A 15,939-nucleotide genomic window follows, 5' to 3' on the forward strand; every position below is an offset into this window, starting at 1 on the left:
CCACCTCCCGTCGCCGAAGGCGGCGACGGCCCACCGAGGAGAACTCCTGTGCACCGACCCACCACCCGCCGCCCGGCGCCCGCCCGCCGCAGCACGCTGATCGGCCTCGCCGCCGTCGCCGCATCGGCCTCGCTCGTGCTGTCCGGCTGCTCCGCCGGCGCGAGCAACGACTCCGGCGAGCCCGCCGGCGAGATCACCGTGCTGACCAACCGCACCGACCTGGTCGACACCACGTTCGCCGACTACGCCTCGACCTTCGAGAAGCAGTACCCCGGCACCACCGTGAAGTTCGAGGCGCTCACCGACTACGAGGGCGACACCAAGATCCGCCTGAACTCGAAGGACTACGGCGACGTGCTGCTCATCCCGAGCTCGAACGTCACCAAGGACGACTACGCGAACTACTTCGAGCCGCTCGGCTCGACCGACGAGCTCTCCGAGAAGTACCGCTTCACCAACGAGGGCTCGTTCGACGGCACCGCCTACGGCATCTCGACCTTCGGCTCCGCGATGGGATACGTCTTCAATCGCGACGTCTGGACCGCGGCCGGTGTCACCGACCCGCCGCAGACGGAGGAGGAGTACCTGGCCGACCTCGAGGCGATCAAGGCGACCGGCGTCACTCCCTATTACACGAACTACAAGGACGGCTGGCCGCTCGCGACCATCGAGGGCAACCTCGGCACGGTGCAGGGCGAGGACGTCCGCACCGAGATGATCGCCGACGACGCGCCCTGGACCGAGGGCAACGACCAGTACAACATCGACGGTCTGCTCTACGACACGGTCGCCGCCGGCCTCAGCGAGGACGACCCGACCACCACGAACTGGGAGGAGTCGAAGGACCTCCTCGCCCAGGGCGAGATCGGCTCGATGGTCCTCGGCTCCTGGGCCGTCTCGCAGATGCAGGACGCCGCCGAGAAGGCCGGCAAGCCGCGCGACACCATCGGCTTCTGGCCGATGCCGTGGACCCAGGACGGCGCGTTCACCTCGGTGACCGCCTCGGACAAGTTCCTCGCGATCAACAAGAACTCCGACAACAAGGCGACCGCCCGGGCCTGGATCGACTGGTTCACCGAGGACTCCGGCTTCGCCACAAGCCAGGGCGCGATCAGCCCGGTCATCTCGGATCCGGCGCCCGACACCCTCGCCGACTTCGACGCGCTCGGCGTGACCTACCTGGAGCTCGCTCCGGACCCGGTCGGCAAGGAGGCCGTCATCAACGACATCGCCAACGAGGCCGAGATCGACCTCTTCGGCAACTCCTACCGCCAGAAGCTGATCGACGCGGCCCGCGGCGCCGGCGACGGCGACAAGCAGTCGCTCTTCGACGACCTCAACGCGCGCTGGGCCGCGGCCCGCGCGGACGTCGCGGAGTAGCAGCCCCCCTCGGGGGCGACCCGCCACTCGCGGGTCGCCCCCCTCCCCACCCCCTCACGACCGCATTCCCCGGGATGCCGAAAGGATCGACATGGCGATCACCGACGCTCCGCCCCTCGAGGTCGGAGCGAGCAAGCGGGCCGGCGGCGGCCGTCGCGGCGACAGGCCCTCCGGCCGCCGCCAGCGGCTGACCGGGCGCCGCAGCACGCCCTGGCTGTTCCTCGCCGTGCCGCTGGCGTTCCTCGTCGTCCTGACCTACATCCCGGTCGCGAACATGTTCTGGTACAGCGTCACCGACTGGGACGGCCTCGACCCGGACAAGACGTTCGTCGGCCTCGAGAACTACGTCGAGATCTTCACCCGGCCCGAGATCTTCCAGGTCTTCTTCGTCAGCCTCTTCTACCTGGCCGGCGCGGTCGCGCAGCTCGGGCTCGCGCTGTTCTTCGCGACGCTGCTCAGCTTCCAGACCCGGTTCCGCAACTTCTTCAAGGGCGTCATCTTCTTCCCGTACCTGATCAACGGGGTCGCGATCGGGCTGATGTTCCTCTACTTCTTCCGCCCCGACGGCACCCTCGACGCGGTGCTCGGCGCCTTCGGCGTGCAGGACACCCCGCAGTGGCTCGGCGACCCGTCCGTCGTCAACGTCTCGCTGGCCGCGACCTCGGTCTGGCGCTACATGGGGCTGAACTTCGTGCTGTTCCTCGGCGCGATCCAGTCGGTGCCGGAGGAGCAGTACGAGGCCGCGGACATCGACGGCGCGACGTCGTTCGACAAGTTCCGCTACATCATCGTGCCCAGCATCCGCCGGATCCTCGGGTTGTCCTTCATCCTCGCGATCGCGGGCGCCCTGTCGGCGTTCGAGATGCCGTACATCATGACCGGCGGCGCCAACGGGTCCGAGACCTTCGTGATCCAGACCGTCGACACCGCGTTCCGCTACTCGAAGGTCGGCCTCGCCTCGGCGATGGCCGTCGTCCTGCTCGCGATCGTGCTGATCATCACCGCGGTGCAGCGCCGCGTGTTCCCCGACGAGAAGGCGGGCCAGGAATGACCACCACGCAGCCCCGCACGGAGGCCGTCACCGGCCTGCCCGTGACTCCCGCCCCGCGCGGCTCCCGCCGGCCCCGGCGCGGCTCGATGCTCGGCGCGATCGGCAAGTACACGTCGCTGATCGTGGCCTGCCTGTTCGCGCTCGTGCCGATCGTCACGATCTTCATGCTCGCGTTCAAGACGTCGACGGAGTACCGCAGCACCGGTCCGCTCGACCCGCCGAGCAACTGGTTCAACCTCGAGAACTTCGCGATCGCCTTCAGCCAGGGCGGGATGGTGACCGGGTTCCTCAACACCGGCATCATCCTGCTGGTGTCGGTGGCGGGCACGATCCTGATCGGCACCATGGCCGCCTACGCGATCGACCGCTTCCGCTTCCGCGGGCGCCGGCTCGTGACGGGGCTGTTCCTGCTGGCGACCCTCGTGCCGTCGGTGACGACCCAGGTGGCGACCTTCCAGGTCATCAACGCCCTCGACCTCTTCAACACCCGCTGGTCGGCGATCCTGCTCTTCACCGGCACCGACATCGTCGCGATCTACATCTTCCTGCAGTTCATGCAGTCGATCCCGGTCTCGCTCGACGAGGCGGCGATGCTCGACGGCGCCAGCCGCTTCACCGTCTACTGGCGGATCGTGCTGCCGCTGCTGAAGCCGGCGATCGCCACGGTCGTGATCATCAAGGGGATCGCGGTCTACAACGAGTTCTACATCCCCTTCCTCTACATGCCCTCGCAGGATCTCGGGGTCATCTCGACCTCGCTCTTCCGCTTCATGGGCCCCTTCGGAGCACAGTGGGAGGTCATCGCCGCCGGCACGATCCTCGTCATCGTCCCGACGCTCATCGCCTTCCTCTTCCTCCAGCGCTTCATCTACAACGGACTGACCTCAGGAGCCACCAAGTGACCCACACCAGCACCGAGCGCCTCTCGGCCACCCTCCGCCCCCTGCACGACGGCTGGAGCGTGCGCGCGCTCCGCGGCCCGATCCCCGCGGAGATCGCGGGCGCGACGGTCCCGGCGACCGTCCCCGGACTCGTGCACACCGACCTCCTCGCCGCCGGCCTGATCCCGGACCCGTACCTCGACCAGAACGAGAAGAAGGTCACCTGGATCGGCGAGACCGACTGGGAGTACGCGTCCGTCTTCGCCTGGTCGCCCGACGGGCACGACCGGCACGAGCTGGTCTTCGAGGGCCTGGACACGGTCGCGACGATCACGCTGAACGGGTCCGTCGTCGCGAGCACCCGCAACCAGCACCGCACGTACCGCTTCGCCGTCGACGGGCTGCTGGTGGAGGGCGACAACACGCTCGTCGTCCGCTTCGCCTCGCCGATCGCGGAGGCCGACCGGGCCAGCCTCGAGATCGGCTACCGCCCGCACACCTACTCGCACCCCTTCAACGCGCTGCGGAAGGCCGCCTGCAACTTCGGCTGGGACTGGGGGCTCGACGCCGCCTCGGTCGGGATGTGGAAGCCGGTCTCGCTGCACGCCTGGAGCGAGGCGCGGCTCGCCGCGGTCCGGCCGGTCGTGACGGTCGACGGGACGACCGGCCGGGTCGCCGTGCACGTGGACCTCGAGCGGACGACGGAGGACGAGGTGGAGCTGACGGCGAGCGTCGACGGCGTGACCGCCTCCGTCACCGTGCCGGCCGGCGAGCGCTGGGCGGTGCTCGAGCTCTCCGTGGAGGATGCGGCCCTGTGGTGGCCGCGCGGCTTCGGCGAGCAGCCGCTGTCGCTGCTCGACGTCGAGGCGCGCGTCGGCGGCGCCGTCGTCGACGGCCGGACGCTGCGGATCGGCTTCCGCACGATCGAGGTGCAGCTGGACCGCGACGAGGAGGGCACCTCGTTCCGCTTCGTCGTCAACGGCGAGCCGGTCTGGATCCGCGGCGCCAACTGGATCCCCGACGACGCCTTCATCACCCGCGTCGACCGCGCCCGCCTCGCCCACCGGATGGACCAGGCCGAGTTCGCGAACATGAACCTGCTGCGGATCTGGGGCGGCGGCTACTTCGAGTCGGACGACTTCTACGAGCTCTGCGACGAGCGCGGCATCCTCGTCTGGCAGGACTTCCTCTTCGCCTGCGCCTCCTACGCCGAGGAGGAGCCGCTGTGGAGCGAGGTCGAGGCGGAGGTGCGCGACAACGTGACGCGGATCATGCCGCACCCGAGCCTTGCGCTCTGGAACGGCAACAACGAGAACATCTGGGGCTACGAGGAGTGGGGCTGGGAGAAGCGCCTCCAGGGCCGTACCTGGGGCCTGGGCTACTACCTCGACCTGCTGCCGCGCCTGGTCGCCGAGCTCGACCCCGAGCGCTCGTACACGCCGGGCAGCCCCTGGTCCGGCGACACCGCGATCTTCGCGAACGACGTCGACCACGGCTCCGTGCACCTCTGGGAGCTGTGGAACCGGGTCGACTACCCCGCCTACCGCGACGTGCACGCCCGCTTCGTCGCGGAGTTCGGCTGGCAGGGCCCGGCCTCCTGGTCGACGATCCAGCGCTCGATCTCGGACTCGCCGCTGACCCCCGAGTCGCCCGGGATGATCCACCACCAGAAGGCGACCGACGGCAACGACAAGCTGACCGACGGACTGGTCGCGCACCTCCCGCTGCCCGACGACACCGAGGACTGGCACTGGGCGATGTCGCTCAACCAGGCGCTGGCCGTCACGCTGGCGATCGAGCACCAGCGCTCCGAGAGCCCGCGCTGCATGGGCTCGGTGGTCTGGCAGCTGAACGACTGCTGGCCGGTCACCTCCTGGGCCGCGGTCGACGGCGACGGGACGGCGAAGCCGCTGCTCTACGCGCTCAAGCACGTCTACGCGGATCGGCTGCTGACCGTGCAGCTGCGCGGCGAGGGGCTCGCGGTCGTCGCGGTGAACGACAGTGCTCAGGAGTGGGCGGGCGAGGTCGTCGTGCGGCGGCTGCGCTTCGACGGGACGGTGCTCGCGGAGGAGCGGCAGGGGGTGTCGCTGGACGCACGGTCCGTCGTCACCGTGCCGGTCGGAGTGGGAGCGGCGGAGGACGCGGCGGGTGAGCTGCTCGTCGCGGAGCTCGCGGGGGAGCGCGCGTTCTGGTTCTTCGCGGAGTACCGGGAGTCGGCGCTCGAGCCGGCGCGGCTGACGACCTCGGTGCGCGCCGTCGACGGCGGAGCGGAGGTGGTGGTCACCGCGGAGAACCTCGTGCGCGACCTGACGCTGCTCGTCGACAAGGTCGACCCGGCCGCGGTCGTCGACGACCAGCTGATCACGCTGCTGCCGGGGGAGTCGGTGACGTTCCGGGTGAGCGGTGCCGGGCTCGATCCTGCCGCGCTCGTCTCGCCGAGCGTGCTGCGCACCGCCAACCAGCTCGTCGCCGACTGGGGCTGACGAGCCGCTCTCCGCGGCGACTCTCCGCGGCGATCGACGGAGCCGACCGGGACCGGCGCACGCCTTCCGGTCGGCTCCTCCGCGCCGTTCGCGACCCGCGTCGGCCACGACCCGTGTCGCCCACACCCTTCCGGAGGAAGAGATGACCCCGCAGCTCGCGATCGCCGTCGACGTCGGCGGCACCAAGATCGAGGCGGCGCTCGTGCGCGCCGACGGAGTGCTCGTGCCGGGCTCGCGCAGCCGGCGGCCGACCGGGCCGGCGCTGACCCCGGCGGAGTTCGGCGCGGCCGTGGAGGGGTGCGTCGTGGAGGCGCTCGCCGCTGCGGGTGCGGGCTCGGTCGTCGGCGCGGGGATCGGCTCCGCCGGCCCGCTCGACCTCGCCGAGGGGCGCATCCGGCCGAAGAACCTGCCGCTGCTGCACGGGTTCGCCCTGCGCGCGGTCGTCGAGCGGCTGCTGCCCGGCCGGCCGGTCGCGCTGCGGCTCGACGGCACCTGCATCGCGCTCGCCGAGCACTGGGTGGGCGCCAACCGCGGCGCCGCGTCCTCGGTGAGCCTGGTGGTGTCGACGGGAGTCGGCGGCGGGATCGTGCTCGACGGCCGCGCGGTCGCGGGCCGCTCCGGCAACGCCGGGCACATCGGGCAGATCCACGTCGGCGACGAGGACCCGGAGGAGGGGAGCGACGGCACGCTGGAGAGCATCGCCTCCGGACCGAGCAGCGTCGCCTGGGCGCGGCGCCGCGGCTTCGCGGGGACGACCGGCGAGGAGCTGGGGCGGGCGGCCGCGGCCGGCGACCCGGTGGCGCTCGCCGCGGTGGCGCGCTCGGCGGCGGCGGTCGGCACGGCGATCGCCGACGTGGCGACGCTGCTCGACGTCCGCGACTTCGCCGTCGGCGGCGGCTTCTCGGCGGTGACGGCGTCGTACCTCGACCTCGTGCGCGAGGCGGCGTGCGAGCGCGCGGTCTTCGACTACGCCCGCGGGCTGTCGATCCGCGCCTCCGGCCTCGGCGGCGCCGGCCCGCTGATCGGCGCGGCGGCCCTCGTGCACCTGCCGGGCCTGCTCGGCGGCTCCGCTGAGCGGGTGGGTCTCGACGGGTCGGCGCCGGGCGGGGGCGAGGGTCTCGATACGCCCGCCTCCGGCGGCCTACTCGACCAGCATGCAGGGCCCGCCGGCGAGCTCCATGCTGATCGAGCAGCCGGCGCAGCCGGCGTCTCGAGATACCCCCGCACGCACTCCCGGCCCGGCTCCCGGTGACCGCCGCCCCCGCGATCGACCCCGAGCACCCGCTCCGCTCGGCCCTCCGCCCCTCGCGCGGCCGCCTGGTCGTCGCCGCGCTCGCGTTCGCGGTCAAGGACAGCCCGCTGTGGATCCTCCCGCTCGTGACCGCGGCCGTCGTCGACGCCCTCGTCGCCGGCGACCCGCCCGAGGCGCTCCTCGCTCCCGCCGCCGCGGGCGCAGCGACGATCGCCGTCAACATCGCCGCGAACGGCGTCTTCGTGCGGCTGTTCTCCTCCTCCGTGCGCTCGATGGGCGCCCGGCTGCGCGAGGCGCTGGCGGTGCGGCTGCAGCTGCTGTCGTTCGGCTACCACTCCCGCGGCAGCGCGTCGGTGGTCCAGACCAAGATCGTGCGCGACGTGGAGAACCTGGAGCTGATGCTGCAGCAGGCGTTCGGCCCGCTGCTCAACGCGCTGGTGATCCTCGTCGGCGCCGGCGTCGCGACGGCGGTGCGGGTGCCCCAGTTCCTGCCCGTGCTGGCGCTGACCCTGCCGCTCGCCGCCGGGTTGATCCTCTGGCTGCGCTCGCGCACCGCCGCGAGCAACGAGACCTTCCGCCTCGACGTCGAGACCATGTCCTCGGCCGTCGGCGAGATGTCCTCGCTCCAGGAGGTCACCCGTGCGCACGGACTGGAGCAGGTCTCCGTGCGGCGGGTCGTCGAGGCCGCGCACCGGGTCGAGCGGGCGGGCACCCGGCTCGACCGGCTGAACGGGCGCTTCGGCGCGCTGTCCTGGAGCAGCTACCAGGTGATCACCCTGGGCTCGCTCTTCGCCGCGGCGTGGGCGAGCGCGACCGGCGCCCTCCCGATCACCGTCGGCGAGGTGGTGCTGCTCAGCTCGTACTTCGCCCTGCTGACCGGGGCGATCACCGGCGCCTTCCAGACCGCGCCCCTGATCACCCGCGGCCTCGCCTCGCAGCGCTCGATCACCGGCGTCCTCACCGACCCGGACGTGGAGTGGAACGAGGGCCGCGCCGTCGTCGACGCGCTGGAGGGGAGCCTCGCCTTCGAGGACGTCTCCTTCTCCTACGGCGAGCGGCCGGTGCTGTCGGACGTGAGCCTGCGCGTCGCCGCGGGCGAGACGGTGGCGCTCGTCGGCGCCTCCGGCTCGGGGAAGTCGACGCTGACCCGGCTCGCGCTGGGCTTCCTGCGCCCCTCGGCGGGCCGGGTCCTGCTCGACGGCCGCGACATCGCGACCCTCGACATGCGCACGGTGCGGCGCTTCGTCTCGGTGGTGCCGCAGGAGTCCGTGCTGTTCCGCGGGAGCATCCGCGACAACATCCTCTACGGCGCCGCGGAGCCCGCCCCCGGGGAGTCGGGCGACGACCGGCTCGAGGCGGCGCTGCGGGCGGCGAACGCCGGCTTCGTCCTGGAGCTCCCGGACGGCTGGGACACGACCGTCGGCGAGCGCGGCGCGCAGCTCTCCGGCGGCCAGCGCCAGCGGCTCGCCATCGCCCGCGCGCTGATCCGCGACCCGCGGCTGCTGATCCTCGACGAGGCGACCGCCGCCCTCGACCCGCGCGCCGAGGCCGAGGTGCGCGGCGCCCTCGAGCGGCTGCGCGCCGGCCGGACGACCCTGATCGTCGCGCACCGCCTGAGCACCGTCCGCTCGGCCGACCGCATCGTCGTCCTCGACGCCGGCCGCGTCCTCGAGCAGGGCACCCACGAGGAGCTGCTGGCCGCCGGCGGCCGCTACGCCCGCATGACGGCGGCGTCCTGACGGCCCGCGCCCCTGCTGATCGAGCAGCCGCGGAGCTGCCGCGCCGACCTGCTGACCGAGCAGCCCGCGCGGCGGGGCCTTCCATGCTGATCGAGCAGCCCGCATCGCGGGCCCCTCATGCTGATCGAGTAGCCCGCGGAGCGGGGCCCACATGCTGATCGAGTAGCCCGCGAAGCGGGGCCCACATGCTGATCGAGTAGCCCGCGGACCGGGCGTATCGAGATCCACCGTCGCCAGGACCAGGGTCTGCAGACCCACCTGCTGACGGGGGTGGGTCTCGATACGCCGGCCTCCGGCCGGCTACTCGACCAGCATGAACGCCCGCCCGATCGGTCGGCCGGCGCCGGGGGTGCTTCCTGACTGCGGAGCCCGCACCGCGGGCCCCTCATGCTGATCGAGTAGCACGCGGAGCGGGCGTATCGAGATCCACCGTTGTCAGAAGGACGGTCTGCAGACCCACCTGCTGACGGGGGTGGGTCTCGATACGCCGGCCTCCGGCCGGCTACTCGACCAGCATGAGCGCCCCCGCCCGGTCGGCCTGCGCCGCGGTCCCTGGCGACCGCGGAGCACGGGCCGCTCAGTTCAGGATCTCGGAGCGCGGGTCGTCGCGGAGCTCGGCGAGGCGCGTCCGCCACGCCCGCAGCGCCTCCGGAGTCAGCCGCGTCCAGTCGTGCACCTCGCGGACGACGCGGAGCGGCTCGACGCTGCGGTACGAGCGCGTCGGATTCCCGGGGAACTTCTTGTTCGTGACGTTCGGGTCGTCCTCGAACGACCCGGTCGGCTCCACCTCATAGACGCGCGGCTCCGCGTCGCCGGGCGCGAGCTCCGCCGCGAGCCCCGCGCCGTCCGGCAGCGCCGTGAAGTACACGTGGTTCATCACGATCTCGGGCCGGTAGTTGGACCGCCGCCCCGCCACCAGCAGGTCGCCGACCCGCAGATCCGCCTTCGTCCCGTGGAAGAACGGCCCGCTCTCGTCCGGAGCACTCATGCGCAGGACCCTACTCCCGGTCCCGCACGAGCGATCCGTCACGAACGGCTCCCTCACTGCGCGGGAGGCAGCCGTTCGTGACGGATCGCCGAGTCCGCAGGGTCAGGGGAGCGTGAGCTCGCCCTGGTTGAGGACGCGGGGGTGGAAGTAGGCGCTCTGGATGGCGGCGTTCGTGTTGCTGCCGCGCAGCTGCTCCGACCAGATCATGAAGTACGACCAGCGCGTCTGGCTCTGCAGCAGCGACGCGTCCGGCACCTTCCCCATCTCGGCGATCGCGATCGGCTTGGAGCCGGCGATCGACTGCAGCTGCTGGTAGTCGCCGGAGCTCGGGAAGCCCTTGTACCAGACGTCCAGCGACACGACGTCGACGTAGTTCGCGCCCGGGTAGTAGCCCGCCCAGCCGCCCGCGGGGTTGTCCTGCACGTTCCAGACCCAGATCAGGTTGGTCAGGCCCTGCGAGTCGAAGTAGTCGCGCATCTGCTGGTAGATCTTCGCGCCGCCGTTCGCGCCGGAGCGGCCGCCCCACCAGTTCCAGGTCTCGTTCATCTCGTGGAACGGCCGGAAGAGCACGGGCACGCCGGCGTCCTTCAGCTGCCGCAGGTACGGCACGACCTCGCTCATCCGCTGCTTCCAGGTCGTGTTGAGCGCCGTGCCGCCGGTGACGATCTGCTGGAACTGCGCGTCCGTGATGCGGCTCTTCACGCCGCCGTCGAACGCGCAGGTGCTCGGCCCGGTCGGCGGGCACGCGTGCCAGGCGAGGGTCACCAGCGAGCCGTTGGCCCACTCCGTCTTCGCCTGGTCGACGACGCGCTGGCGGTTCGCGGCGTCGGCGGCGGTGAAGAACAGGTCGCCGCCCCACAGCCCCGGGTACTGCCCGGTGATGTCCTTCACCTGCTGCGTGTACTGGGCGGGGGAGCTCGCGGGCTCCTTGTTGTGCTGGCCCGAGACGATGCTCGTCCCGGTGATCGACTGCAGGTACTGCAGGACGGCGGCCTTCGACTTCGCCGGGAACGCCTGCGCCGCGTCGGGCGACGGCGTGACCAGCGGTGCGAGCAGCGCGGCCCCGAGCGCGGCGGCCAGGAGGGTGCGGCGCAGCGGGCCGCGGCGGGCGCGGGATGCGCGGGTGGTGACTCCTCGTCGAGTCATGGTGGTCCTCTCCGCGGACCCTCGTCGGTGAGCGCCCGCACGGTCACCCTGAGCCCTCCGCGCGGCCTCGTCAACCCTTACATCGATTACTAATGATATCAGCACGATCCACTGCGCAGGAGTTGTCGTCCTCGGCGGTCGAGTACGACAACTTCTGGAGGTGGGACGTCGGCGCCGGCTCCGCGCGTCCGCCCCCACCCCGCCGACGGCCCCCGCGCAGGCGCCGCTCGGTACTGTGGAACGGTTCCCCGCACCACCCGCCCCCGCCCGAAGGAGCCCCCATGCCCACCACTGTGAGCGGCGTCATCGCCCGGTCGAAGGGGGCTCCCGTCGAGCTCGTCGACATCGTCGTCCCCGATCCCGGACCCGGCGAGGCCGTCGTCGACATCGAGACCTGCGGTGTCTGCCACACCGACTACCACTACCGCGAGGGCGGGATCAGCGACGACTTCCCGTTCCTGCTCGGCCACGAGGCCGCGGGCCGGGTCAGCGCGATCGGCGAGGGCGTCACCCACGTCGCGGTCGGCGACTTCGTCGTGCTCAACTGGCGCGCCGTCTGCGGCGAGTGCCGCGCCTGCGTCCGCGCGGAGCCCTGGTACTGCTTCAACACCTTCAACGCCTCGCAGAAGATGACCCTCACGGACGGCACCGAGCTCAGCCCGGCGCTGGGCATCGGCGCCTTCGCCGAGAAGACGCTCGTGCACGCCAAGCAGTGCACGAAGGTCGACCCGGCCGCCGACCCCGCCGCCGTCGGCCTGCTGGGCTGCGGCATCATGGCGGGCCTCGGCGCCGCGATGAACACCGGCAACGTCACCCGCGGCGACTCCGTGGCCGTCATCGGCTGCGGCGGAGTCGGCACCGCGGCGGTCGTCGGCGCGAAGCTGGCCGGCGCGAGCACGATCATCGCGATCGACCGCGACCCGAAGAAGCTGATCAAGGCCGAGGAGCTCGGCGCCACCCACGCGATCGACTCGAGCGGACTCGACGAGGCCGGCGTGGTCGCCGCCGTGCAGGCGCTGACCGACGGCTTCGGCGCCGACGTCGTGATCGACGCGGTCGGCCGCCCCGAGACCTGGCGCCAGGCGTTCTACGCCCGCGACCTGGCCGGCACCGTCGTGCTCGTCGGCGTGCCGACGCCCGAGATGACGCTCGAGATACCGCTGCTCGACGTCTTCGGGCGCGGTGGCTCGCTGAAGTCGAGCTGGTACGGCGACTGCCTGCCCGAGCGCGACTTCCCGATGCTCACCGACCTGTATCTGCAGGGCCGCCTGCCGCTCGACGAGTTCGTCACCGAGCGGATCGGCATCCGCGACATCGAGCAGGCCTTCACCACGATGGCCGGCGGCGACGTGCTCCGCTCGGTGGTGGTGCTCTGATGGCCGCCCGCATCGACCACCTCGTCACCAGCGGCACCTTCGCCCTCGACGGCGGCACCTGGGACGTGGACAACAACGTCTGGATCGTCGGCGACGACTCCGAGTGCGTCGTCATCGACGCGGCGCACGACGCGGAGGCGATCCTCGCGGCCGTCGGCGACCGCACGCTTCGCGCGGTGCTGCTCACCCACGCGCACACCGACCACATCGACGCGGTCGCCGCGCTGCTGTCGGCCGTCGACGTGCCGGTGCTGCTGCACGAGGGGGACCGCGTGCTCTGGGACGCGTTCTACCCCGACTCCGCGCCGAGCGGTGCGCTCGAGGACGGCCAGGTGATCACCGTCGGCGGCACCGAGCTCGAGGTGCGGCACACGCCCGGCCACACGCCCGGCGCCGTCTGCTTCGTCGCGGACGAGCTGGGCACCGTCTTCACCGGGGACACGCTCTTCCAGGGCGGACCGGGCGCGACCGGCCGCTCCTACAGCTCCTTCCCGACGATCATCGACTCGATCACCGACCGGCTGCTGACCCTGCCGGACGACACGGTCGTCCGCACGGGGCACGGCCCCACGACCACGATCGGCATGGAGAAGCCCGACCGCGAGGCGTGGATCGCCCGCGGGCACTGACGCGGCGCTCGCGCCCTGCTGCTGATCGAGCAGCCCGCGGAGCGGGGCCCGCATGCTGATCGAGTAGTCCGCGGAGCGGGCGTGTCGAGATCCACCCTCCGAACGACGTGGGTCTCGATACGCCCCGTCCCGGGGCTACTCGACCAGCATGGCTGCGCGCGGTCGCGCCTTCTCCTGCCGATGGAGCAGCCCGCTGAGCGGGTCCCTCTCATGCTGATCGAGTAGCCCGCGGAGCGGGCGTATCGAGATCCGCCAGCGTCAGCAGGTGAGTCTGCAGACCGGCTCTGCTGACGACGGTGGGTCTCGATACGCCCCTGCGGGGCTACTCGACCAGCAAGGGGGACGCCACCAAGCGGCGGGCCAGGGGGAGCGACGCGCTCAGCGGCGCACGCGGCGGCGCAGCACGACGCCGAGCGCGGCGAAGGCGGCGGCCATGACGAGGCCGCCGATCAGGAACGGGGTGCTTCCGCTCGCCAGGCCCCAGGCGGCGAGGGCCGCCCAGAGCGCGGCGAGGACGAAGGCGGTCGGGGGAGTCATCGTCGTCCTCATCCGTCGATCCAACTCCCTCCGTCCCGGATCCGCGACGTCCGGCGCCATCGATCCGTCGGGAACGGCGATGTCCGCGCGATTCGGGCGACCGTTCTTGACGGGTCGACGCGGCGCGGCGGCGGGTCAGCCGACGGTGACCGGGGCGGCCGACGGGCGGCGCCCCTCCTTCATCCAGACGAAGAAGCCGAGCAGGGTGAAGGCACCGTAGAAGACGTACATCAGGCCGGAGGCGTAGTAGCCGGCCGAGAAGAGCAGCGGGACGCCGACGATGTCGACGGCGACCCAGATCAGCCAGAACTCGACCCAGCCCTTGGCCATGCCGTAGGTGGCGAGCAGCGAGCCGACGAAGATCCAGGCGTCGCTCCACACGGGCTCGTAGGAGCCGAGCGCGCGGAACACCGGGGTGAGGATCGCGGTGCCGCCGACCATGCCGAGCACCAGCAGTCCGCGGGTGCGCCAGGAGGCCCAGCGCGGCGAGATCAGCGTTGTCGCATCGCTGGGGCGGTGCGTCCAGCGGTACCAGCCGTAGATGCTGACGATGATGAACATGATCTGGCGGCCGGCCTGGCCGAGCAGGTTCACGGGGTTCGGGGTGTCGAACAGCGCGCCCATGAAGACGGTGAAGAGCAGCGCGTTGCCGACGAGGCCGACCGGCCAGGCCCAGACCTTGCGCCGCATCCCGCCGAGGGCGCTCAGCAGGCCGAAGACGTTGCCGATGACCTCGCGCCAGAGCACCGTCTGGTCGCCGATGACGATCTGCGCGTCGAACAGCCAGTCCACGATCTGCACGGGGAGCCTCCATCGGGCGTGTCGGAGCCCACCCGTGCAACCTCCGGCGGGGCGCTGTCATTCCGCGTGGCGCCGATTCGACGGCCGCTGGTCCGCTGTGCGGGGTGCCGTCCGTTGTGCAGGCGATCCGGCACGGGGCGCGCGCGCCGGGTGGGCTTCAGCACGTTCTGCGCGCGATCACCTGCAGATCGGACCGGGTCCCGCCCGCCGTGCGCGCTGTGGTCCGTTGTGCAGGTGATCTCGTACCGGGAGCGCCTGCCGGGTGGACGTCAGCACGTTCTGGGCGCGATCACCTGCAGATCGGACCCAGGGGCCGCTCGTCGGGTGGGTGGCGGTCCGTTGTGCAGGCGATCCGGCACGGGGAGCGCGCGCCGAGTGGGCTTCAGCACGTTCTGGGCGCGATCACCTGCAGATCGGACCGGGTCCCGCCCGCCGTGCGCGCTGGGGTCCGTTGTGCAGGTGATCTTGTACCGGGAGCGGCTGCCGAGTGGGCGTCAGCGCGTCGTCGGCAGGATCGCCTGCAGATCGGACGCGGGTCGGCAGGCCCTCCGCGGGCTACGCGGCGACGAGCGAGTGCGCCGCCAGCAGCGCGACCGAGCGCAGGCGGGCGGGCGTCGCGAGCGAGGCGTGGGCGACGATGACCTCGTCGGCCTCCGCCGAGCGCGCGAACTCGGCCACGTAGTCCGCGACCTGCTCGCCGGTGCCGACGCCGGTGTAGTGGGTCATGCTCGCGACGTGCGCGCCGACGGGGGCGGTCAGCAGGTGGTCGAGCTCCTCCTCGGAGAACTGCTGGTCGACGGGGATCTGGCCGCTCTGGCGCAGCAGCATCATCAGGCGCGCGCGCTTCATCTGCGCGAACTGCTCCTGCGCGTCCTCCTCGCTGTCGGCGGCGATGGCGTTCACTCCGGCGATCACGTAGGGGGCGTCGAGCTGCTCCGAGGGGCGGAAGCCGCGGCGGTACTCGGCGACGGCCTGGTGCAGCGCATCCGGCGCGAAGTGCGAGGCGAAGGCGTACGGCAGACCGAGGGCGGCGGCCAGCTGGGCGCCGAAGAGCGACGAGCCGAGGATGTAGAGGGGGACGCGGGTGCCGGCGCCGGGCGTCGCGCTGACGCCGGGGATGCGGGACTCGCCGGCGAGGAAGCCCTGCAGCTCGAGGACGTCCTGCGGGAAGCGCTCGGAGGAGTCGTGCTCGCGGCGCAGGGCGCGGAAGGTGGCCTGGTCGCTGCCGGGGGCGCGGCCGAGGCCGAGGTCGATGCGGCCCGGGTGCAGGGTCTCGAGGGTGCCGAACTGCTCCGCGATGGTCAGCGGGGAGTGGTTGGGCAGCATGACGCCGCCGGAGCCGAGGCGGATGGTCGAGGTCTGCGAGGCGACGTGCGCGATCAGCACGGAGGTGGCGCTCGACGCGATCGAGGCCATGTTGTGGTGCTCGGCGTACCAGACCCGCCGGTACCCGCTCCGCTCGGCCTGCTGCGCCAGAGCGACGGAGGCGGCGAAGCTGTCGCGCGCGGTCTCTCCGGGAGCGATGGGGGCGAGGTCGAGGATCGAGAGGGGAACGGTCATGAGAGAGCCAACGCGGGCGGCGGCCTCCGTGTTCCCTCGGCGGCGGTATCGGGCGTGTGCCGGCCTTCCGGAGTCGCCTCCGGCTCGTGGAACCGGCTCGGGCTCGCGGAATCCGC

General features: G+C 71.9%; 13 protein-coding genes. 8 read left to right on the forward strand and 5 right to left on the reverse strand.

What is annotated here, in order from left to right:
• Positions 1–48 precede the first annotated feature (48 nt).
• The 6 genes from C1I64_RS16540 (at position 49) to C1I64_RS16565 (ending at position 8,786) form a co-directional block, all read left to right on the forward strand.
• The gene (locus tag C1I64_RS16540) at positions 49–1,380 is read left to right on the forward strand and encodes an ABC transporter substrate-binding protein (RefSeq protein WP_127887950.1); all 1,332 of its coding nucleotides are present in this window, start codon (positions 49–51) and stop codon (positions 1,378–1,380) included.
• A 91-nt stretch (positions 1,381–1,471) separates the two neighbouring features.
• Positions 1,472–2,431, forward strand: a complete 960-nt coding sequence (locus C1I64_RS16545) for a carbohydrate ABC transporter permease (RefSeq protein WP_123731482.1) — start codon at positions 1,472–1,474, stop codon at positions 2,429–2,431.
• Positions 2,428–3,333, forward strand: coding sequence for a carbohydrate ABC transporter permease (locus C1I64_RS16550; protein ID WP_127887951.1), 906 nt, complete (start codon positions 2,428–2,430; stop codon positions 3,331–3,333). The genes C1I64_RS16545 and C1I64_RS16550 overlap by 4 nt, the downstream gene beginning before the upstream one ends.
• Positions 3,330–5,795: a glycoside hydrolase family 2 protein gene (locus C1I64_RS16555; RefSeq protein WP_127887952.1), complete on the forward strand. Its 2,466-nt coding sequence runs from the start codon at positions 3,330–3,332 to the stop codon at positions 5,793–5,795. The genes C1I64_RS16550 and C1I64_RS16555 overlap by 4 nt, the downstream gene beginning before the upstream one ends.
• Positions 5,796–5,937: 142 nt before the next feature.
• Positions 5,938–7,047 (forward strand): ROK family protein, encoded by a 1,110-nt coding sequence (locus C1I64_RS16560; RefSeq protein ID WP_127887953.1) that lies wholly within the window; start codon positions 5,938–5,940, stop codon positions 7,045–7,047.
• Entirely contained in the window at positions 7,044–8,786 is a 1,743-nt protein-coding gene (locus C1I64_RS16565; RefSeq protein ID WP_127887954.1) for an ABC transporter ATP-binding protein, read from the forward strand. The genes C1I64_RS16560 and C1I64_RS16565 overlap by 4 nt, the downstream gene beginning before the upstream one ends.
• Before the next feature lie 577 nt (positions 8,787–9,363).
• Here the strand turns inward: C1I64_RS16565 and arr are convergent.
• Positions 9,364–9,774: an NAD(+)--rifampin ADP-ribosyltransferase gene (gene arr, locus C1I64_RS16570; protein ID WP_127887955.1), complete on the reverse strand. Its 411-nt coding sequence runs from the start codon at positions 9,772–9,774 to the stop codon at positions 9,364–9,366.
• Between the two features lie 102 nt (positions 9,775–9,876).
• Positions 9,877–10,920, reverse strand: a complete 1,044-nt coding sequence (locus C1I64_RS16575; protein WP_127887956.1) for a glycosyl hydrolase — start codon at positions 10,918–10,920, stop codon at positions 9,877–9,879.
• Between the two features lie 281 nt (positions 10,921–11,201).
• Between C1I64_RS16575 and C1I64_RS16580 the strand changes: the two genes are divergently transcribed.
• Both C1I64_RS16580 and C1I64_RS16585 read left to right on the forward strand, forming a co-directional pair.
• On the forward strand, positions 11,202–12,296 hold the full coding sequence (locus C1I64_RS16580; RefSeq protein ID WP_127887957.1) for an S-(hydroxymethyl)mycothiol dehydrogenase: 1,095 nt from the start codon (positions 11,202–11,204) through the stop codon (positions 12,294–12,296).
• Positions 12,296–12,925, forward strand: coding sequence for an MBL fold metallo-hydrolase (locus C1I64_RS16585; RefSeq protein ID WP_127887958.1), 630 nt, complete (start codon positions 12,296–12,298; stop codon positions 12,923–12,925). Before C1I64_RS16580 ends, C1I64_RS16585 begins: the two co-directional genes overlap by 1 nt.
• A 378-nt stretch (positions 12,926–13,303) precedes the next feature.
• On the opposite strand, the gene C1I64_RS20215 is transcribed toward C1I64_RS16585, so the two are convergent.
• From C1I64_RS20215 to C1I64_RS16595, 3 genes are all read right to left on the reverse strand, one after another.
• Entirely contained in the window at positions 13,304–13,462 is a 159-nt protein-coding gene (locus C1I64_RS20215) for a hypothetical protein (RefSeq protein WP_164874574.1), read from the reverse strand.
• 135 nt (positions 13,463–13,597) lie between these two features.
• Positions 13,598–14,263 carry a nicotinamide riboside transporter PnuC gene (gene pnuC / locus C1I64_RS16590; RefSeq protein ID WP_127887959.1) on the reverse strand — a complete coding sequence of 222 codons (666 nt, stop codon included), beginning with the start codon at positions 14,261–14,263 and terminating at the stop codon, positions 13,598–13,600.
• Positions 14,264–14,818: 555 nt separating this feature from the next.
• Complete coding sequence (locus C1I64_RS16595; RefSeq protein ID WP_123706173.1) at positions 14,819–15,823, reverse strand: LLM class flavin-dependent oxidoreductase; 1,005 nt, start codon at positions 15,821–15,823, stop codon at positions 14,819–14,821.
• Between the last annotated feature and the right edge of the window lie 116 nt (positions 15,824–15,939).

This window comes from Rathayibacter festucae DSM 15932, from assembly GCF_004011135.1.
GTDB lineage: Bacteria > Actinomycetota > Actinomycetes > Actinomycetales > Microbacteriaceae > Rathayibacter > Rathayibacter festucae.